Raw genomic sequence first — 19,784 nt, 5'->3', positions numbered from 1 at the left:
CGCTTAGGAGTTCGACGTGATGAACGTGACCGCGTCGCCGACCGTCTTGAGGTTCTTGACCTCGTCGTCGGGGATGGTGACGCCGAACTTCTCCTCGGCGTTGACGACGATCGTCATCATCGAGATCGAGTCGATGTCGAGGTCGTCGGTGAACGACTTCTCGAGCGCAACCTCGCCGGCGTCGATTCCGGTCTCGTCGGTGATGAGCTCGGCGAGACCCTCGAGGACCTCTTCGGTGTTCAGTGCCATGGGATTATCTCCTTGGTAGTGGCTGATGGTCAGGGAAACCGCCATTAAGTCTATGGCGGAAGAACAAACTTTTACGGCAGAACGACGACCTGGGCGGCGTACACGAGGCCCGCGCCGAAGCCGATCTGCAGCGAGAGGCCGCCGGAGAGGTCGGGGTTCTCCTCGAGCAGGCGGTGGGTCGCCAGCGGAACCGAGGCGGCTGAGGTATTACCCGTCGTCTCGATGTCGCGCGCGATCTTGACGGTGTCGGGCAGGCCGAGCTGCTTCGCGAACTCGTCGATGATGCGGCCATTTGCCTGGTGAGGCACGAAAGCCGCGAGGTCTTCGGGCTTCACGCCCGCGTCGTCGAGCGCCTTCTTGGCGACCTTAGCCATGTCCCAGACGGCCCAGCGGAAGACGCTCGGGCCCTCCTGGCGCAGCGTCGGCCACTCGGACTCGCCGTCGCGGAACTCGGTCAGGGTGTGGTTCATGCCGACGAGGTGGGCCTTTGAACCGTCCGAACCCCATTGCGAGACCGACACACCAGGCGTGTCGCTCGGGCCGAGAACGGCGGCTCCCGCGCCATCACCGAGGAGGAACGAGATCGACCGGTCGGTCGGGTCGACGATGTCGCTCAGCTTCTCGGCACCGATGACGACGGCGTACTTCGCGGCACCTGTGCGGATCAGAGCGTCGGCCTGGGCGATGCCGTAGCAGTATCCGGCGCAGGCGGCGTTCATGTCGTACGCCGCGGCGGGCGTCGCACCGATGGCGTCGGCCACGATGGCGGCCATCGACGGGGTCTGTTTCGGGTTCGAGATCGTCGCGACGATGACGACGCCGATCTCGGCGGGGTCGATGCCCGCCTTCTCGACGGCCTCCTTGGCGGCGGTGGTCGCGAGGTCGATCGCGCTCGTGCCGCGGTCCGCGCGGGCGCGGGTCGCGATACCCGTGCGCTGGCGGATCCACTCGTCACTCGAGTTGATCGGGCCGACGAGGTCGTCGTTCGGGACGGCGTTCTCGCCGCGCGCCGCGCCCATCGCGAGGATGCGCGAGTAGGCGGTAATCGGTGCCTGGTTCAGTACGGAAGTCATGAGGTTTCTCCTGCGTCCGAGGATCAGTGAGCGGTCTCGGCGAGGAGGTCGCCCATGGCGGCCAGATCGTCGGGGGTCTTGAGGGCAACGGCGGGGGTACCGCGCAGGCCGCGCTTTGCGAGGCCCGTGAGGGCACCGGCGGGGGTGAACTCGACGAGGCCCGTGATGCCGGCCTCGGCGAACGACTCCATGCAGAGGTCCCAGCGCACCGGGTTCTGCACCTGGTGCACGATCAGCTCGAGCGCCCGCGAACCGCTCGTGACGACGGATCCGTCGCTATTGGTCCAGAGGGGGAGCGCGGGGTCTTGCACGAGGCAGATGTCGTCGACCGCGGCCTGAAGCGCGTCGCCCGCGGATGACATGTACGCGGTGTGGAATGCGCCGGCGACCTGCAGCGGGATGACGCGCACGCCGCGCGGCGGATTCTCCGCGAGGGCGGCGAGGCCGTCGAGCGCGCCGGCGGCGACGATCTGCCCGCCGCCGTTGAAGTTGGCGGGGGAGACGCCCGCGGCTGCAATCGCCTCGAGCACCTCGGGCTCCTTGCCGCCGACGACCGCGCTCATGCCGGTTTCGGCGAGGGCGGCAGCCTCGGCCATCGCGCGCCCGCGGGCGCCCACGAGGCGCATGCCGTCGATGTCGCTGATGACGTTCGCCGCGATGAGGGCGGCGATCTCGCCGACGGAGTGGCCTGCGACGCCACCGAAGCGCGCGCGCTCGGCGTCGCTGAGCTGCTGCCAAGCGAGGATGCTGGCCGCGACGATGAGCGGCTGCGCGACGGACGTGTCGCGAATCTGGTCGGCGTCCCACTCGGTACCGGCGGCGACGAGGTCGACACCGGCGGCCTCCGAGTATCGCTCGAGGCGCTCGCGCGCGTCGGCCGATTCAAGCCACGGGATCAAGAACCCTGGCGTCTGCGAACCCTGTCCGGGGAAAGCGGCAACAATCACTCGATACATTCTTCCCGGCGCATGCGCGCCCAGCCTGGCGACATTCGTACAAGAATGTCGCGTGTCGTTGTGTGAATACTACGATCGCGCACGACGCGCCGACTGGCGACGCCGCGCGTGTTCCGAAGAACTGATGGATCCGAGGATGAGCGCGGTCTGCAGGATGAGCGCCTCGCGCGGTCCCGTCGCATCCCAGCCAATGACGTCGCTGACGCGCTTCAGGCGGTAGCGGACGGTGTTCGGGTGCACGAACAGCTCGCGCGCCGTCGCCTCAAGCGAGCGGCCATTATCGAGGTAGCTCCAGAGCGTCGTCACGAGGTCGGTCGAGTGGCCCTCGAGCGGCCGGAAGATGCGCTCGACGAGCGTCTGCTTGGCGATAACGTCGCCCGCGAGGGCGCGCTCGGGGAGAAGGTCGTCGGCCTCGACGGGCCGCGGCGCCGCGCGCCACGAGGCGGCAACGGCGAAGCCCGCGAGCGCCGCGCGGGCGCTGCGGCTCGCGTCGACGAGAGCCGGTACGGTCGGACCGAGCACGAGGTGACCGGATCCGAAATAGGGCTCGAGCTCGGTCGCGATGTCGACGAACGCGTGACCGGGCGCCGTGTCGTGGTGGTCCGCCGACGGATCCTCGGCCCGCCCGACGACGAGCACGAGCCGCGAGCCCTGCACGCCGATCAACACGTCGACGCCGAGCTTGCGCGCCTTGCGGCGCACCTGGTCGACATCGAAGCTCGAGGGGGTCGTGCCGACGAGCACGGCGACCTCGCCGTGGCCGTGCCAGCCGAGCGCCGCGATGCGGCTCGGGAGCTCGTCGTCGGTCTCGCCCGTGAGGATCGTGTCGACGACGAGAGCCTCGAGGCGCGCGTCCCACAGACCGCGGGACTCGGCCGCGCGGGCGTAGACGTCGGCGGCGGTGAAAGCTACTTCGCGCGAGTACAGCAGGATCGCCTCGCGCAGGTGGTCGCCTCGGCCGGCGACCTTCTCCTCGGTCACATCGACCGTGATGCGAACGAGTTGCAGCGTCTGCTGCAGGCTGACGCTGCGCAGGAGCTCGCGGGGCGCGGCCGCGAAGATGTCGGCCGCGATCGTGGGGGTGTGGGTCGGATCCTCGTACCACTCGATGAACGAGGTGATGCCCGCCTGTGCCACGAGGCCGACGGCCGAGCGGCGCCCCGGGGGCATTTCCGAATACCAGGGGAGGGAGTCCTCGAGACGGCGAAGCGTTGCCGTCGAGATATCTCCCGAGATGCGTCGAAGCCAGGCGAGCGTCGCCTGCTTGTCCATACCTACTACGCGAGTGGATTCTGTCATGAGACTCCTCATCACCGACGATGGGCGGGGATCGAAGCCTTCCGATCCCCGCCCGTGCGGTACCTTCTCAGGTTAGGCGTCGCCGCCCTCGTTGCCCGACGTTCCCGCGTTCACGTCGTGCAGGCGGTACTTCTCGATCGCCTGGGCGACGACCGAGCGGTCGACCTTGCCCTGGTCGGCGAGCATCTGCAGCGCCTTGACGGCCATCGAGGCGCCGTCGATCTTGAAGTGGCGTCGCGCCGCGGCGCGGGTGTCGCTGAACCCGAAGCCGTCGGCACCGAGCGTGGCGTAGGGGCCGGGGATCCAGGGACGGATCTGGTCCTGAACCGCGTGCATGAAGTCGCTCGTCGCGACGAAGGGCTGGCCCTCGGCGTGCTGCAGCTTCTGCGTGACGTATGCCGTCTGGGGCTCGTCGGCGGGGTTGAGGAAGTTGTGCTCGTCGACGGCGAGGCCGTCGCGGCGCAGCTCGTTCCAGCTGGTGACGGACCAGATGTCGGCCGACACGCCCCAGTCGTTCGCGAGGAGTTCCTGGGCCTCGTACGCCCACGGCACGCCCACGCCCGAGGCGAGGAGCTGCACGCGGTGTCCGTCGCCGGATCCCTCGGAGACGCGGTGGATACCTCGCACGATGCCGTCGACATCCACGTTCTCCGGCTCTGCTGGCTGCTTGAACGGCTCGTTGTACACCGTGAGGTAGTACATGACGTTCGGGTTCTCGTGGGTGCCGCCGTACATGCGCTCGACACCCGACTGCACGATGTGAGCGACCTCGTAGCCGTAGGCGGGGTCGTAGGAGAGGACCGCGTCGTTCGTCGAGGCGAGGAGCGGCGAGTGGCCGTCCATGTGCTGCGTGCCTTCACCCGTCAGCGTCGTGCGACCGGCGGTGGCGCCGATCACGAAGCCGCGGGCCAGCTGGTCACCGGCGGCCCAGAAGGCGTCGCCCGTGCGCTGGAAGCCGAACATCGAGTAGAAGATGTAGACCGGGATGAGGGTCTCGCCGTGCGTCGAGTACGACGTTCCGGTGGCGGTGAACGCCGCGACCGCGCCGGCCTCGTTGATGCCGACGTGCATGATCTGACCCTGCGGGCTCTCCTTGTAGGCGAGCAGCAGGTCACGGTCGACCGAGAGGTAGTTCTGGCCGTTGTGGTTGTAGATCTTCGCCGACGGGAAGTACGAGTCCATACCGAAGGTGCGGGCCTCGTCCGGGATGATCGGCACGATGCGGTTACCGAAGCCCTTGACGCGCATGAGGTCCTTCAGCATGCGCACGAAGGCCATAGTCGTGGCGACTTCCTGGTTACCCGAACCCTTCTTGGGCAGCGAGTAGTCCTTGTCCTTCGGGAGCTCCAGCGGCACGTTGGTGGTGCGGCGCTCCGGGAGGAAGCCACCGAGCGCGCGGCGACGCTCGAGCATGTACTCGATCGTCTCGTCGTTCTTGCCCGGGTGGAAGTACGGGGGACGGTACGGGTCGTCCTCGAGCTGCTTGTCGGTCACCGGGATCTGCATGGTGTCGCGGAAGAGCTTGAGGTCTTCCAGCGTCATCTTCTTCATCTGGTGGGTCGCGTTGCGGCCCTCGAAGTGCGGGCCGAGGCCGTAGCCCTTGATGGTCTTCGCGAGGATGACCGTCGGCTGACCCTTGTGCTCCATGGCCGCCTTGTAGGCCGCGTAGACCTTGCGGTAGTCGTGGCCACCGCGCTGCAGGGCCCAGACCTCGTCGTCGGTGTAGTTCTCGACGAGCTTGAGCGCGCGGGGGTCGCGACCGAAGAAGTGCTCGCGAACGAACGCGCCGTCTTCCGTCTTGAACGTCTGGTAGTCGCCGTCCGGCGTCGAGTTCATGATGTTGAGCAGCGCGCCCTCGGTGTCGCGGGCGAGAAGCTCGTCCCAACCGCGGCCCCACACGACCTTGATGACGTTCCAGCCGGCACCGCGGAAGTAGCTCTCGAGCTCCTGGATGATCTTGCCGTTACCGCGCACAGGGCCGTCGAGGCGCTGCAGGTTGCAGTTGATCACGAAGGTGAGGTTGTCGAGGCCCTCGTTCGCGGCGACCTGAAGCTGGCCGCGCGACTCGACCTCGTCCATCTCGCCGTCGCCGAGGAAGGCCCAGACGTGTGAGTCGGCGACGGGCTTGATGCCGCGCGCCTCGAGGTACTTGTTCGTCATGGCCTGGTAGATCGCGTTGATCGGACCGAGACCCATCGAAACGGTGGGGAACTGCCAGAAGTCCTGCATCTGGCGGGGGTGCGGGTACGACGGCAGGCCGTACGGCGCCGCCGACTTCTCCTGGCGGAAGCCATCGAGCTGCTGCTCGGAGAGGCGGCCCTCGAGGAAGGCGCGCGCGTACATACCGGGCGATGCGTGGCCCTGGTAGAAGATCTGGTCGCCGCCGACGGCGTCGTCCTGACCGCGGAAGAAGTGGTTGTGGCCGACCTCGTAGAGGGCGGCGGCCGACGCGTACGTCGAGATGTGGCCGCCCACACCGATGCCGGGGCGCTGAGCGCGGTGCACCGTCATGGCCGCGTTCCAGCGGATCCAACGGCGGTAGCGACGCTCGAGGTCCTCGTCACCCGGGAAAGCAGCTTCGTCTTCCGCGGAGATCGTGTTGACGTAATCCGTCGTGGGAACCATCGGAACGCCCAGACGGCGTTCCTTCGAGCGATGCAGGAGGCTCAGCATGACCTCGCGTCCACGCTGGGCACCCTTTGCATCAACGAGCTGGTCGAGGGACTCCTGCCATTCGGCGGTCTCCTCGGGGTCGCTGTCAACAGTGCCCTGCGAGTACGGATCCTGATCGTGAACTGCCACCAGGTGACCTTTCGTCGTGCGGGCAGATCATGCCCGGCTTGCGGATCGAGTTGTGCGAGGTAGCGAGCTGTGGTCGGGGCCATCGCACACGTATGACACCAGACTATCCACTCTTTTCGGGTGCCGAGTGCAAGCGTAGGCGACAAACGGCCTTAGGATTGATCGGACGGGTCCTTAGCTCAGCTGGTAGAGCACCTGGTTTACACCCAGGTTGTCGTCGGTTCGATCCCGGCAGGACCCACGTGAAGGCATCCGCAGCTGACCAGCGAATTCTGCTCGATCTCGTATCGATTGACGTGGCTCTCGAGCGGGTCGATGCGCAGCGGAAGAACCCGCCGCACGCGGCCCGCGTGAAAGAGCTCATCGCGTCGCGCAACGAACACGGTCGCACCCTGATTGAGCGCACCAACACGCGCGACGATATCAAGGCCGAGCTCCAGCGTGTCGAGGGCGACATCAAGGTCGCCCGCGGACGCAAGGAGCGCGACGAGGAGCGCCTCAGCCAGACCGCCGTCGCCCGCGACGCGCGCGCCCTCGAGAGCGAGATCGAGGCCCTCGCGGCCCGCATCGACGGCCTCGAGACCCGCGAGCTCGAGCTGATGGAAGACCTGCAGGCCGCCGAGAAGCGCGTCTCGGAGCAGGAGGAGGTGCTCGGCGGGATCTCGACCGAGGGCCAGCGCCTGAGTGCCGAGGGCAAGGCCGCCGTCGAGGCCGCCACGACCGAGTTCACGCAGCTCACCAGCGATCGCGAGGCGGTCGCGGGCCGGATCCCGGATCCGCTGCTCGCCGACTACGAGCGCCTCGCCGCTCGCGGCGTCGGCGCCGGACACTTCCAGCACGGCACGTGCGGCGGCTGCCACATGGCGCTCGCGCCGACGGATGTCGACGCTCTGCGCAAGGCCGCGGCCGACGACGTGGTGTACTGCCCAGAGTGCGGTTGCATCATGGTGCGCACACATGAATCGGGCCTGTGAGGCCCGTAGACTAGACCAGCGAATGGGTCATCCAGACGGTCGCGTCGCGCAGTAGCGCGCCGAGGAACGTCCGGGCTCCACAGGGCAGGATGGTGGGTAACACCCACCCGGAGCAATCCGCGAGAAAGTGCAACAGAGAGTAGACCGCCCATCCTCGGATGGGTAAGGGTGAAACGGTGGTGTAAGAGACCACCAGGGGCTGTGGTGACACGGCTCGCTGGGTAAACCTCGTCCGGAGCAAGACCAACAGAGGATGATGACGCGGCCCGCCGAGTCCTCGGGTAGGTTGCTAGAGCGGCACGGCAACGTGTCGCCGAGAGAGATGGCCGTCGAGAGAGATTCGTCTCTTGAACAGAACCCGGCGTATCGGGTGGCCCATTCGCTTTTTTACCCCCAGTTCGGCTTCGGCCCTGCTGGGGGTCTTTTCGTGCGCGCCGCGGTTACGCGTGGAGTCCGATCACGCGATATGTTCGGAGTGCTGACCCACTCAGCGTTTTCCAAGCTCCACGCATTCGAAGGCAGGCCATGGTCTTCACCCGCGCGCGGATCCGCCGCGCATTCGCTGCCGCGGTGGTCGCCGCGCTCCTCGTTACGACCGGCGCCGCATCGGCGGTCGCCCAGACGACGGGCGAGGAGGTGCCACCCGTCGAGACCGTCGCCGCGGGCAACCACACGCCCTATGCCGCGAACGTCGAGCTCGTGAAGGCGCAGATCCTCGCGGCGACGAACAACGCGCGGATCCAGGCGGGCTTGCAGCCCGTGTTGGCGTCGCCGAAGCTCGGCGCCGTCGCGCAGAACTGGGCCAACACGTATAGCCAGCACGGCTACACGCACAACCCGAACCTGCTCTCCGACGCCGGCGGGTGGGAATACGGCTGGACCGGCGCGCTCTACGAGAACATGCACCTCGCGCCCGACGGGATCCGCGGGGTCGCCGGCTGGCTGAGCTCGCCGGCGCACCGCGCGCACCTTCTCGAGCCGAACGTCGACCGCATCGGCATCGGGGTCGCGGTGGCGGAGGACGGCCGGTACTTCATGGTGCAGGAGTTCAGCACCGGCGGCAGCGGCAAGGCCCGCGACACGAACTCGTCGATGTACACGGCGACGTCGCACCCCGACGACCCGCGGGGGAGCGTCACCTCGGTGTCCGTGCCGCGCGACGGCGTGGTCACCTTCACGGGCCGCGTGACGGATCCGTCGGCGCCCGGTAAGCCGATCACGCTGCGATACGCGATCCACGCGACGTGGGCGACGACGAAGACCGCCGCCGACGGCACGTTCAGCATCTCGATCGGCCCCTACGCGACGGCCGACGACTACGAGGTGCAGATTCTCGCCGAGAACCTCGGCGCCGGCAATCGCATCACGCTGTGGCACGGCATCGCGACCAACCGCAAGAGCAACGCGGGCAAGAACCAGGCGAAGGCCGAGGCGGTCGTGCCGAAGTCGGTGTCGCCCGCGCCGAAGGGCGGCACGGTGCCGGTGTACCGGTTCTGGTCGTCGAAGTTCAATAACGCGCACTTCTATACCGTCAGCGGTAGCGAGGCACAGAACCTCAAGGCCAAGGACCCGAACTGGACGTACGAGGGCGAGGACTTCCGCGTCTGGGGCGCGAGCGGCACGCAGTGCGCGTCGGGGAAGACCCCGGTCTACCGTTTCTGGTCGTCGAAGTTCGAGTCGCACTTCTATACGCTGAGCCGCACGGAGTCGGACACGATCCGGCGAACCGACCGCAATTGGAGCTACGAGGGCGTCGCGTTCTGCGCCGCGTCCGGATCCTCGTCGTCGACGAAGCCCGTTTACCGCTTCTGGTCGTCGAAGTTCGGCAAGCACTTCTTCACCGCGAGCAAGGCGGAGGCCGACGCGATCCGCACCGGCGACAAGAACTGGAGCTACGAGGGCGTCGGGTTCTACGCGGCGAGATAGGCTGCCATGATCTTGCGAAAGCAGCCCTGTCTAAAGCGCAACTTCGTCGCCGACAGAGTTGCGCTTTAGACAGGGCGGTGGAGGTTAGCCGAGAACCAGGCTCGCGGCGCCGATGATGCCGGCGTTGTTCTGGTGCTGCGCGACAACGATGGGGGCGTTGGTCTTGATGCCCGGGAGGAACTTCTCCGGGTTCTTCGACACGCCGCCGCCGACGATGAAGAGGTCGGGGGTGAAGAGCATCTCGACGTGCGAGTAGAACTTCTGCAGGCGCTTCGTCCACTTCGCCCACGAGATGTCGGCGCGCTCGCGTGCCGACGCCGAGGCGTAGAGCTCGATGCTCTTGTTCTTCCAGATCAGGTGGCCGAGCTCGGTGTTCGGGACGAGCTTGCCGTCGAACAGGAACGCCGAACCGATGCCGGTGCCGAGGGTCGTCATGATCGACAGGCCCGGCTGGTCCTTCGCGACGCCGAACTTCAGCTCGGCAAGGCCGGCGGCGTCGGCGTCGTTCACGAAGTGAATGTCGCGGCCGAGCGCATCGCTGAACAGCTTGTTCGCCTCGAGGCCGATCCACTCGTCCGAGACGTTGGCGGCCGACAGCGTGACGCCGTTCTTGACGCTTGCGGGGAAGCACACGCCGATCGGCAGGTCTTTCGCCTGGTCGCCCAGCAGGACGATCAGTTCGCGGGCCGTGGCCAGCACGTCGGGGGGAGTGGCGCCCTCGGGCGTGGGGATGCGAACACGATCGCTCACCAGTGAGCCGGTGGCAAGGTCAACGATGCCGGCCTTCATGCCGGTGCCGCCGATGTCAATTCCGATCGCAAGCTGCGGTGCTTCTGTCATGAGCACCAGTCTATGGGAACGCGGAGACATGACGATGCCGGGACCCGCTTGCGGATCCCGGCATCGTGAAAGTGCGCGTTAGGCGCGCTTCGCCTTCTTCTCGCGCGTCGGGTCTTCGCCCTCGCCGCGGCGTTCGCGAATAAACTCGAGACGGTCAGCAAGAAGCTGCTCGAGCTCTTCGACGGTGCGGCGCTCCAGGAGCATGTCCCAGTGCGTACGCGCGACCTTCTCGCCCGAGCGGTCGACCTCGGCTGCGCCGTCTGCGGTCTGCAGAAGTGCCTCGGATCCGCAGGTGCGGCATTCCCAGGTGGCCGGTGCCTCGGCGTCGGCGGCGAACATCAGTGTCGTCTCTCGACCACACGAGCTACACACATACGTGTGCTCCTTGCGTTCCATGAACACGACGCCCTCTTCGCTTTGGAGGCTCTGGGCGCCGAGTCGGATACCACGCAGGCTGCGATCTGCCATGTTCGTGTCCTCTCGTCGTTTGTTAGGTCTAACGAACTGCGCTGAGCGGATCATCCGAAACGGCGCGACAACAAAGGGTTTCCCAGCTGATGCCCAGAGGGAACCGCCTGTTGACGCCCGGCGTCGTTGCCGATGCATCCCCTGTGGCGGACGTTATCGCTCCCGTACGCCGGCGTCAATCACCTTGCCGCGAGCGCCCGATCGGCGACGTCGGTGACGATGCCGTCGACGCCCATGTCGAGAAGCCGGCGCATGTCGTCGAGATCGTTCACCGTCCACACGTGCACCTCGACGCCGTTCGCGTGGGCCGCGGCGATGAGGCGCTCGGTGACGACGCGGATCGGGCCGCTCCGCTCCGGGATCTGGAGCGCGTCGATACCGCGCAGGATCCGCCGGATCACGTCGGCGAGGGGCAGGATGCGCACCGCAGCGGCGAGGCGGAGGATGACGGAGTAGCCCGCGGACGTCGCGGGGGATCCGCCCGCCCGCCGCGCCGCGGCGAGCGCCGTCTTGCGTCGCTTGTCGGAAAAGCTCGTGAGCAGCACGCGGCTCGCGTGGGGCGCGACGATCTCGCCGGCCGGGACGGCCGCTGCCGCGGCCTTCACGTCGATGTTGAAGCGCGACTCGGGGAACGCGTCGAGCGCCTGCGCGAGCGTCGCGAGGCCGCCGCGGGTCGACATGATCTGCTCGAGCTCCGCGAGGGTGACGTCGGCGAGCGCGCGGGGGTCGTCCGCGACGCGCTGCAGGTTGTCGTCGTGGAACAACACGACGACGCCGTCGGACGTGAGGTGGCAGTCGGACTCGACGATCTCGGCGCCGGCGGCGTGCGCGGCCGCGATCGCGGCAACGGAGTTTTCGGCGATTCCCTCCTCCCGCATCTCGTCGGTCACGAGACCGCGGTGGGCGAGGATTCGAGGCGAGGTGAGCCCCTCGAAGAACGGGTGTGACGCCATGTCGCGACTTTAACTCATGAGGATTACGGCCACGTTCCGATAGTCTCGGATGGCTTTCACCCGTTCGAAATCAGGAGACTCTCGTGTCCTACCCGCTTCCCGCCGGATCGCTCGCCGGCAAGACCGCCCTCGTTACCGGATCTTCGCGAGGCGTCGGAGCCGACACCGCGAAGTTCTTCGCCGCCGCCGGCGCGAACGTCGTGATCAACTTCCGCAACAAGGCCCCGCGCGCGGAGAAGCTCGCGGCGCAGCTGAACGAGGAGTTCGGCACGCAGACGCTCGTCGTTGGCGCAGACCTGACCGACGCCGAGTCCGTCGCCTCGATGTTCGGCGCCGTGAAGGACGTCTTCGGCGGCCTCGACATCCTCGTACTCAACGCCTCGGGCGGTATGGAGGCGAACCTCGGCGAGAACTATGCCATGCGCCTCAACCGCGACGCGCAGGTGGGCGTGCTCGACGCCGCGCTTCCGCTCCTCGGCGAGGGCTCGCGCGTCGTCTTCGTGACGAGTCACCAGGCCCACTTCATCCGCACGACCCCGACGATGGAGGCGTACGCGCCCGTGGCGCTCTCGAAGCGCGCCGGCGAAGACGCGCTCCGCGAGCGGATCCCGGAGCTCGCCGACAAGGGCATCGGCTTCGTCGTCGTGTCGGCCGACATGATCGAGGGCACTATCACGGCGACGCTGCTCAACCGCCTCGAGCCGGGTGCGATCGACGCACGCCGTGAGGAGGCTGGCAAGCTGCTCAACGTCGCAGAGTTCGCGGCGGAGATCGCGCAGGCCGCGATCGACGAGATCCCCGAGAACAATGAGCGCATCTGCGGCGACACGGGAAGCTTCAACCCAATCGTCTGATGAGGCACGCGTGCGCCCCGGTGGATTCCGCCGGGGCGTTTTCACGCCCGGAAATCCCACCGTGGAGGGATCCGGTGGGCGAGGGCCGCGTGGCAGGATGACGGCGTGACTGTCGTAGAGCGAACACCCCGCAGGTCGATCCGCGCCTGGGCCTCGGCCCATCGCGAGACCGTGTGGCGCGCCGGCACGATCGCGCTGACCGTCGTGCTCTACGCGATTGCGGCGCCCCTCGAGGCGACCCTCTACGGCGTTCCGGTGCTCATCGCCCTCATCCTCACGGCCGCGCGGTGCGCCGCGCTCGTCTTGGCGCTGCGCTCGCCCCTCGCGGCGACGATCGTGTTCGCGCTATCGAGCATCGTCGTGCGCGTCGTCCCGCCGCCGACCGACGCCCCGTGGCCCTGGACGGTGACCGCGACGATCGAGTTCGTGGCGCTCGTACTGCTCGTGTGGGCCCGCCACGGCTGGCGCGCGGGCCTCGTCGCCTACGTTGTCCCCGGCATCGGTATCAGCGCTCTCGCGCAGCTCTGGATCACGGGCCCGACGATCGCGTCGTACGTCGTGGCGCTCTCGGTGGGCGCGGTCGCGGCCGGCGTCGGCGCGCTCCTGCGCGACCGGATGCGGCTGGGCGAGGCTCTGACGGAGGAGCGGCGCGTCAGCCAGTCCGAGCAGGAGCGCCGTGTCGTCGTCGAGGAGCGCCAGCGCATCGCGCGCGAGCTGCACGACGTGGTCGCCCACGGCCTCTCGCTCATTCAGATCCAGGCGAGCTCGGCGCCGTATCGCGTGCCCGACGCCGGGCCCGAGGCGGCGGCGGAGTTCGCCGACATCGCCCGTGCGGCGCGCGGATCCCTCGCCGAGATGCGGCGCCTGCTCGGAACGCTCCGCGGCGACGGCGAGGCCGCCGAACGGGCGCCGCAGCCCGAGGTCACCGACATCCCCGGCCTCGTGGCCGAGGCGCGGCGCGCGGGCGCCGACGTCGCGCTGTCGATGCCCGACACGGCCTCGGCGCCCGCCGCCGTCGGCATCGCCGCCTATCGCATCGTGCAGGAGGCCATCAGCAACGCCGTACGGCACGCGCCCGGCGCCTCGATCCACGTCGTCGTCGACCAGCTCGGGGGAGTCCTCGCGCTCGACGTCACGAACGACAAGCCCGACACCGTGCCGCCGGCGACACGGCCGGGCCACGGGCTCATCGGAATGCGCGAACGCGCCGCACTTCTGGGAGGATCGCTCGAGGCGTCGCCGACGCCAGACGGCGGCTACCGCGTGTCCGCGCGACTGCCGATCCCGGAGCGAGAGGCCCACCACGCATGACCCCCGACGCGATTACCGTGCTCGTTGCCGACGATCAGGCCATGGTGCGCGCGGGCTTCGCCGCGCTGCTCGACGCGCAGCCGGGCATCCGCGTCGTGGGACAGGCCGCGGGCGGGCTCGAGGCGGTGCAGCTCGCGCGCGAGACCAAGCCCGACGTGGTGCTCATGGACGTGCGCATGCCCGACCTCGACGGCATCGAGGCGACCAAGCGGATCCTCTCGCCCGCGCACCCGCTGCCGCACGTCCCCCGGGTGCTCATGCTCACGACCTTCGATATCGACGACTACGTCTACGACGCGCTCTCGGCCGGCGCGAGCGGGTTCCTCCTGAAGGACGCGCTCCCTGAAGAGCTGGCGCACGCCGTCCGCGTGATCGCGGCGGGCGACGCGCTTCTCGCGCCGAGCGTGACGCGCCGCTTCATCGAGCGCTTCGCCGGATCCGGATCCGCGGCGCCCGCCCGTGCGGTGCTCGCGCTCAACGGGCTCACCGATCGCGAGCGCGAGGTCCTCGTGCAGATCGGGCGGGGCCTGTCGAACTCCGAGATCGCCGCGGAGCTCTTCATCGGCGAGCAGACGGTGAAGACGCACGTCAGCAAGCTCCTGCAGAAGGTCCCGGCGCGAGACCGCGTGCAGCTCGTGATCACGGCGTACGACGCCGGCCTCGTCTCACCCGCGTAATCCCTCCGCGGGCGGAGGCGAACGCGCGAGGTTCACCCCTCGGCGGGATGTCCGCGTGTACGCCCTTTTCATAGCCTCCTCACAACACACCGAGGAGACTCATGACTATCTTTGCGACGCCCGAGCGCGTCACCCCGCCCACTCCTGCCCGGATCCGCGATCGGAGCGTCGACGTGATCCGCGCAGCCTGCCTCGTTCTCGTCGTGCTGCTGCACGCGATGATGGTCGGGGTGACCGTCGTCGACGGGCTGCCCGTATTCGAGAACGCCCTGGAGACCGGGTGGTTCGCGCCAGTCAGCTGGTTCGTGCAGATGATGCCGCTGTTCTTCATCGCCGGCGGCTTCACCGCGATCGGATCCTGGCGGCGCGCCCGCGCGGCCGGAACCCGCCCCGCCGAGTGGGTGTCGGCGCGGATGGGCCGTCTCTTTGGTCCCGCGGTCGTCGTCATGCTCACAATCGGGGGAGGGCTCCTCGCCCTCACGCTCTGTGGCGTGCCCGCCGAGATCGTGCACGAGGCCGGCTGGCGCCTCTCCCAGCCGATGTGGTTCCTGGGCGTCTTCGCTCTCTCGCAGGCGCTCGTCCCGGTGCTTGCCGGATGGCACGAGCGCACGCCGGTCTTCGCGCTGGGCTCGCTGGGCGCAGCCGTCGCCGTGGTTGACGTCGCCCGATTCGCCGCGGAGCTCCCCGGAATCGGCTATCTCAACCTCGCCTTCGCATGGCTCGCGATCCAGCAGCTCGGCTTCTGGGCGGCGGACGGCCGCCTCGAGGCGCTCCGCGTGCGCTCGCGCGCGATCCTCGCGCAGGCCCTGCTCGCCGCCGCTGTGATCCTCGTCCTCGCGGGCCCGTACGCCGCGAACATGTACGCGAATCAGGATCCGCCGACGCTCGTCCTTGTGCTCCTCGGCGGCGCACAGCTCGCGCTGTTCTCGCTCGCGCGACCGTGGCTGAGGCGCGCATACGAACGGCCGGTCATCGCGGCAATCGTCGACTGGATCGGCGCCAGGGCGATGACGATCTACCTCTGGCACATGCCCGCGCTCATCGCCCTCGCGGGGATTGGCGTGCTGTTCTCGCTCGGCGGTTTCCTGCCGCTTCCCGAGCTCCACAGTGCCGCGTGGTGGCTGACGCGCCCCGGCTGGCTCGCGCTCGTTCTCATCGTCGTCACCGCCGTCGCGCACGCCACCGCGCGATTCGAGCGCCGGTCGCCGGGCGCCCCGAGCGGGATCCGGTGGCGAGCAAGTCTCGCGACCGTTGCCGGGGTCGGATCCGTCGTGCTGGTGTTCGTCGCCGGGCTCGACTGGGTGACTGCGATCGCGGCCGCGGGCCTCGCGGTCACCGCGGTGCGCCTCTCGAAGGATGGCTCCCTGGTAGGGGGCCCCGCCCGCCGATCTCACTCCGTGGGTTGATGTGGCCGCGGCACCTGCGCTCGTAGTCTTCCGGAAGAATCGAAGGGACAGAACTCGTGGACGCATTCACTGATCTGCTGATGGGCCTCATCTCGTCGGGCTGGGTATACCCGCTCGTCCTCGCCCTCGCGATGCTCGACGCGTTCTTCCCGCCGATTCCGAGCGAGACGATCGTCATCGCGGCGGCGTCGCTCGGCGCGACGGCCGGCGGCCCCTCCGCATTCCTCCTCGGGGCGTGCGCCGCGGTCGGGGCGTTCGCCGGTGACCTGTTGACCTACGCCCTCGGGCGAGCCGTCGGCACGACCCGCTTCGGCTGGATGCGCCGAGGGCGCGTGCGCAAGGCCATCGATGCGGCGACGCGGGGTCTCGATCGCGGCGGCGCCTCGGCAATATTCGTCGCGAGGTACATCCCCGTTGGCCGCGTCGCCGTGAACCTCTCGGCCGGTGCCACGGGCTTCGCGCTCCGGCGATTCCTCCCGCTGTCGCTCGCGGCCTGCATCACCTGGGCGACCTATTCGGTCTGGATCGGCCACGTCACAGGCAGCCTGCTCGCAAACCAGCCGCTGCTGGGCGCGGCCGTCGGCATCGTGCTCGCCGTCATTATCGGCCTCGGGATCGACCGCGTGCGAGGCGTACTTGCCCGCCGTCAGCCCAAGAGCAAGCCCGCCGCGACGAGCACCGGTGCGCACCCGATCGTCGTCAGGAATACGGTGTCGCGCGCGACGACGAGGCCGATGTTGTAGCGCTGGGCGTAGTTGAACACGTTCTGCGCCGTCGGCAGCGCGCCGAGAACCGTCACGACGAACAGAGCGTGGTCGTCGAGGCCGAACAGGAACCGCCCGATCGCATATGCCGCGAGGGGCATGAGCACGATCTTGAACGTCGTCGCGACGATCGCGTCGCGTCGCGTGCCGGGGCCCGTGAGAACGCGCCGCCCATGGAGCGACATCCCGAAACTGATGAGGATCACCGGGACGGCCGCGTTCGCGAGCAGCTGTAGGGGTTCGTGCACGATCGGCGGGATCTCGACGCCCGTGAGCGCGATCGCGAGTCCCGCGAAGGATCCGAGCACCATGGGATTGCGGAAGGCGCGGAGCACCGCCTTCCACCAGCGCGACTCGCCGGTCGAGATCGAGTCGAGAACGGCCAGGCTGATCGGGGTGAACACGATCTGCTGAAGTAGCACAATCGGAGCCGAGTAGGCAGCGTTGCCCAGCAGGTACGTCGAGATGGGGATGCCCATGTTGTTGCCGTTCACCTGCCCGGCAGACAACGCACCCATCACGGTGTCACCCCACGGTCGCTTCCAGGCGAGCTTGGCGATCAGTCCGTAGGCGAGGAAGATCACGACAGCCGCCGCCGCCGAGACCGGCAGGAGCAGCGAGAACAGCATGCCGAGGTCGGCTTCGCTCAGCACGACGACCATGAGGAACGGGTTCAGCACGAAGAACGAGAGCTTCGCGAGGATCGGCCCGCCCTCGGATCCCAACAGGTCGATGCGCCCGACGATGTAGCCGACCACGATCGCGAGCCCGATGACCGCGAACCCGGTCAGGATGTCCATCATGCGGGGCAGCGTCCTCTCGTTGGCGTCCGTGTTCCAATCTAGCGGTGCGACGTGCGACGATCGATCTCATGACTGCTCATCCCGCCGACCAACACGAGACGATTCGCGTGCGCGGCGCCCGCGAGAACAATCTAAAGAACGTCGACGTCGACCTCCCGAAGCGTCGCCTGACAGTGTTCACCGGCGTCTCCGGATCCGGCAAGAGCTCGCTCGCCTTCGACACGATCGCGAGCGAGTCGCAGCGCATGATCAACGAGACATATAGCGCGTTCGTGCAGGGCTTCATGCCCCAGCTGGCGCGCCCCGATGTCGACTCGCTCAACGGCTTGACGACGGCGATCCTCGTGGATCAGGAACGACTCGGCGCGAACATCCGCTCGACGGTCGGAACCGCGAGCGACGCGAACGCCCTGCTGCGCATGCTGTTCAGCCGCCTCGGCGACCCGCAAATCGGCCCGCCGAACGCCTTCTCGTTCAACACGCCGAGCGTCAAGGCATCGGGGGCCATCCTCATCGAGCGCGCCGGCAACTCCAAGCGCCAGCGCGCCGAGTACAACGTGCTGGGCGGCATGTGCCCCGGCTGCGACGGTACGGGCCGCGTCAGCGACCTCGACCTCGCCCAGATCTACGACGGCTCGCTGTCGATCAACGACGGCGCGATCCTCGTGCCCGGATACAAGGTCGGTGGCTGGAGTGTGCGCCAGTACGCCGAGTCGGGCTTCTTCGACCCGGATAAGCCCATCGATCAGTTCACCGCGACCGAGCTCTCCGACTTCCTCTACAAGGAAGACGTGAAGGTCAAGATGAACGGGGTGAACATGACCTACCTCGGGCTCGTTCCACGCGTACAGCAGTCGATGCTGTCGAAGGATCGCGAGCAGCTGCAATCGCACCTGCGAGCCTTCGTCGACCGAGCAGTAACCTTCGGCGCGTGTCCCGACTGCGGCGGAACGCGTCTCGCCGAGCCCGCGCGCTCGTCGAAGATCGCCGGCACGAACATCGCCGAGTGCTGCGCGATGCAGATCAGCGACCTGCTCGCGTGGGTCCGCTCGCTCGACGAACCGGGCGCCGCGACGCTGCTCACCGCGCTGGACGAGCTGCTCGCCTCCTTCGTCGAGATCGGCCTCGGATACCTCTCGCTCGATCGCGCCGCCGGCACCCTCTCCGGTGGCGAGGCCCAGCGCCTCAAGATGATCAAGCACCTCGGCTCGCCGCTCACCGACGTCACCTACGTCTTCGACGAGCCGACCGCGGGCCTGCACCCACACGACATCGAGCGCATGAACCGCCTGCTCGTCCAGCTGCGCGATAAGGGCAACACTGTGCTCGTCGTCGAGCACAAGCCCGAGACGATCGCGATCGCCGACCACGTCATCGACGTGGGGCCCGGCGCCGGATCCGCGGGCGGCGAGATCGTCTACACAGGTTCGGTTGACGGACTCCGCAGTTCCGAAACCGTGACGGGCCGCCACCTCGACGACCGTGCGCGGGTGAAGAGCAACGTCCGCACGGCGGCAGGCGTACTCGAGATCCGTGGGGCCTCGTCGAACAATCTTCGGGATGTCGACGTCGACATCCCGACGGGCGTCCTTGTCGCGCTCACGGGCGTGGCCGGATCCGGCAAGAGCTCGCTCGCGGACTCTCTCGCCGGCCGCGACGGCGTCGTATTCGTCGACCAGGGCGCGATCAAGGGATCATCACGCAGCAACCCCGCCACATACACGGGGCTGCTCGACCCGGTGCGCAAGGCCTTTGCCAAGGCAAATGGCGTGAAACCCGCGCTTTTCAGCGCCAATAGTGAGGGCGCGTGCCCGACGTGCAAGGGCAACGGGTCGATCACGACCGAGTTCGGGTTCATGCAGGGCGTCACGACACCGTGTGAAGACTGCGGTGGGCGACGGTTCATGGCGGAGGTGCTGGAATACACGCTCGGTGGAAAGTCGATCGCCGACGTGTTTGACATGCCGATAGACGAGGCACTCGCGTTCTTCTCAGCGGGTGAGTCGCGGGTGCCCGCGGCCGTAAAGATCCTGCAACGCCTCGCCGGAGTCGGTATCGGCTACGTGGCACTCGGGCAGTCGCTGAACACGCTCTCGGGCGGAGAGCGGCAGCGGCTTAAGCTCGCCGTGCAGATGGTCGAGGGGGCCTCGATCTACGTGCTCGACGAGCCGACGACCGGGTTGCACCTCGCCGATGTCGAGAAGATGCTCGCGATGCTCGACGAGCTGGTCGATTCGGGCGTTTCGGTCATCGCGATCGAGCACCATCAGGCGGTGATGGCCCACGCCGACTGGATCATCGACATGGGCCCGGGCGCTGGCCACGAGGGTGGCACCGTCGTGTACCAGGGAACCCCCGCCGACCTCGTTGCCGCACGCAAGACGCTGACTGGTCAGCACCTCGCTGCGTACGTGGGAGCGTAGGGGCCC

Annotated in this window: 17 protein-coding genes, 1 tRNA gene and 1 other RNA gene; 10 read left to right on the top strand and 9 right to left on the bottom strand. The window is 68.0% G+C overall.

Features of this window, described 5'->3' with window-relative positions; all coding sequences use genetic code 11:
• Nucleotides 1–3 precede the first annotated feature (3 nt).
• From DTO57_RS03270 to aceE, 5 genes are all read right to left on the bottom strand, one after another.
• Nucleotides 4–249, bottom strand: a complete 246-nt coding sequence (locus DTO57_RS03270; protein WP_114116764.1) for an acyl carrier protein — start codon at nucleotides 247–249, stop codon at nucleotides 4–6.
• A 71-nt stretch (nucleotides 250–320) separates the two neighbouring features.
• Nucleotides 321–1,322 (bottom strand): beta-ketoacyl-ACP synthase III, encoded by a 1,002-nt coding sequence (locus DTO57_RS03265; RefSeq protein WP_114116763.1) that lies wholly within the window; start codon nucleotides 1,320–1,322, stop codon nucleotides 321–323.
• 23 nt (nucleotides 1,323–1,345) lie between these two features.
• Nucleotides 1,346–2,269, bottom strand: a complete 924-nt coding sequence (locus DTO57_RS03260; protein ID WP_114116762.1) for an ACP S-malonyltransferase — start codon at nucleotides 2,267–2,269, stop codon at nucleotides 1,346–1,348.
• Between the two features lie 78 nt (nucleotides 2,270–2,347).
• Complete coding sequence (locus DTO57_RS03255; protein WP_229730319.1) at nucleotides 2,348–3,577, bottom strand: PucR family transcriptional regulator; 1,230 nt, start codon at nucleotides 3,575–3,577, stop codon at nucleotides 2,348–2,350.
• A gap of 72 nt (nucleotides 3,578–3,649) precedes the next feature.
• Nucleotides 3,650–6,379 (bottom strand): pyruvate dehydrogenase (acetyl-transferring), homodimeric type, encoded by a 2,730-nt coding sequence (gene aceE, locus DTO57_RS03250; RefSeq protein WP_114116760.1) that lies wholly within the window; start codon nucleotides 6,377–6,379, stop codon nucleotides 3,650–3,652.
• 168 nt (nucleotides 6,380–6,547) lie between these two features.
• Between aceE and DTO57_RS03245 the strand changes: the two genes are divergently transcribed.
• The 4 genes from DTO57_RS03245 (at nucleotide 6,548) to DTO57_RS03230 (ending at nucleotide 9,279) form a co-directional block, all read left to right on the top strand.
• A tRNA-Val gene (locus DTO57_RS03245) sits at nucleotides 6,548–6,620 on the top strand.
• Between the two features lies 1 nt (nucleotide 6,621).
• Entirely contained in the window at nucleotides 6,622–7,353 is a 732-nt protein-coding gene (locus DTO57_RS03240; RefSeq protein WP_114116759.1) for a zinc ribbon domain-containing protein, read from the top strand.
• A gap of 23 nt (nucleotides 7,354–7,376) precedes the next feature.
• An RNA gene (rnpB, locus tag DTO57_RS03235) (RNase P RNA component class A) lies at nucleotides 7,377–7,735 on the top strand.
• Nucleotides 7,736–7,878: 143 nt separating this feature from the next.
• Nucleotides 7,879–9,279 carry a CAP domain-containing protein gene (locus DTO57_RS03230; protein WP_114116758.1) on the top strand — a complete coding sequence of 467 codons (1,401 nt, stop codon included), beginning with the start codon at nucleotides 7,879–7,881 and terminating at the stop codon, nucleotides 9,277–9,279.
• Between the two features lie 84 nt (nucleotides 9,280–9,363).
• Here DTO57_RS03230 and ppgK read toward each other — a convergent pair whose 3' ends face one another.
• The 3 genes from ppgK to DTO57_RS03215 form a co-directional block, all read right to left on the bottom strand.
• A complete protein-coding gene (gene ppgK / locus DTO57_RS03225; protein WP_114116757.1) occupies nucleotides 9,364–10,119 on the bottom strand; it encodes a polyphosphate--glucose phosphotransferase in 756 nt (251 codons plus the stop codon).
• 78 nt (nucleotides 10,120–10,197) lie between these two features.
• Nucleotides 10,198–10,587 (bottom strand): RNA polymerase-binding protein RbpA, encoded by a 390-nt coding sequence (locus DTO57_RS03220; protein WP_114116756.1) that lies wholly within the window; start codon nucleotides 10,585–10,587, stop codon nucleotides 10,198–10,200.
• 179 nt (nucleotides 10,588–10,766) lie between these two features.
• Nucleotides 10,767–11,540 carry a glycerophosphodiester phosphodiesterase family protein gene (locus tag DTO57_RS03215; RefSeq protein WP_114116755.1) on the bottom strand — a complete coding sequence of 258 codons (774 nt, stop codon included), beginning with the start codon at nucleotides 11,538–11,540 and terminating at the stop codon, nucleotides 10,767–10,769.
• 83 nt (nucleotides 11,541–11,623) lie between these two features.
• On the opposite strand from DTO57_RS03215, the gene DTO57_RS03210 reads away from it, so the two are divergent.
• The 5 genes from DTO57_RS03210 to DTO57_RS03190 all read left to right on the top strand — a co-directional run bounded on the left by DTO57_RS03210 (nucleotide 11,624) and on the right by DTO57_RS03190 (nucleotide 16,531).
• Nucleotides 11,624–12,394, top strand: coding sequence for an SDR family oxidoreductase (locus DTO57_RS03210; RefSeq protein ID WP_114116754.1), 771 nt, complete (start codon nucleotides 11,624–11,626; stop codon nucleotides 12,392–12,394).
• Between the two features lie 105 nt (nucleotides 12,395–12,499).
• Complete coding sequence (locus DTO57_RS03205) at nucleotides 12,500–13,705, top strand: sensor histidine kinase (RefSeq protein WP_162785638.1); 1,206 nt, start codon at nucleotides 12,500–12,502, stop codon at nucleotides 13,703–13,705.
• Nucleotides 13,702–14,382, top strand: a complete 681-nt coding sequence (locus DTO57_RS03200) for a response regulator (RefSeq protein ID WP_114116752.1) — start codon at nucleotides 13,702–13,704, stop codon at nucleotides 14,380–14,382. Before DTO57_RS03205 ends, DTO57_RS03200 begins: the two co-directional genes overlap by 4 nt.
• A 101-nt stretch (nucleotides 14,383–14,483) precedes the next feature.
• Nucleotides 14,484–15,788, top strand: a complete 1,305-nt coding sequence (locus DTO57_RS03195; RefSeq protein WP_114116751.1) for an acyltransferase family protein — start codon at nucleotides 14,484–14,486, stop codon at nucleotides 15,786–15,788.
• 56 nt (nucleotides 15,789–15,844) lie between these two features.
• On the top strand, nucleotides 15,845–16,531 hold the full coding sequence (locus tag DTO57_RS03190) for a DedA family protein (RefSeq protein ID WP_114116750.1): 687 nt from the start codon (nucleotides 15,845–15,847) through the stop codon (nucleotides 16,529–16,531).
• Here the strand turns inward: DTO57_RS03190 and DTO57_RS03185 are convergent.
• Nucleotides 16,435–17,355, bottom strand: coding sequence for an AEC family transporter (locus DTO57_RS03185; RefSeq protein WP_114116749.1), 921 nt, complete (start codon nucleotides 17,353–17,355; stop codon nucleotides 16,435–16,437). The two genes, DTO57_RS03190 and DTO57_RS03185, sit on opposite strands and share 97 nt — an antisense overlap.
• 68 nt (nucleotides 17,356–17,423) lie before the next feature.
• Between DTO57_RS03185 and DTO57_RS03180 the strand changes: the two genes are divergently transcribed.
• Nucleotides 17,424–19,778, top strand: coding sequence for an ATP-binding cassette domain-containing protein (locus DTO57_RS03180; RefSeq protein ID WP_114116748.1), 2,355 nt, complete (start codon nucleotides 17,424–17,426; stop codon nucleotides 19,776–19,778).
• The last annotated feature ends 6 nt before the right edge of the window (nucleotides 19,779–19,784 follow it).

It is taken from the genome of Microbacterium sorbitolivorans, from assembly GCF_003327285.1.
Classification (GTDB): Bacteria; Actinomycetota; Actinomycetes; order Actinomycetales; family Microbacteriaceae; genus Microbacterium; species Microbacterium sorbitolivorans.
This window is presented reverse-complemented; position numbering and strand designations above follow the sequence as displayed.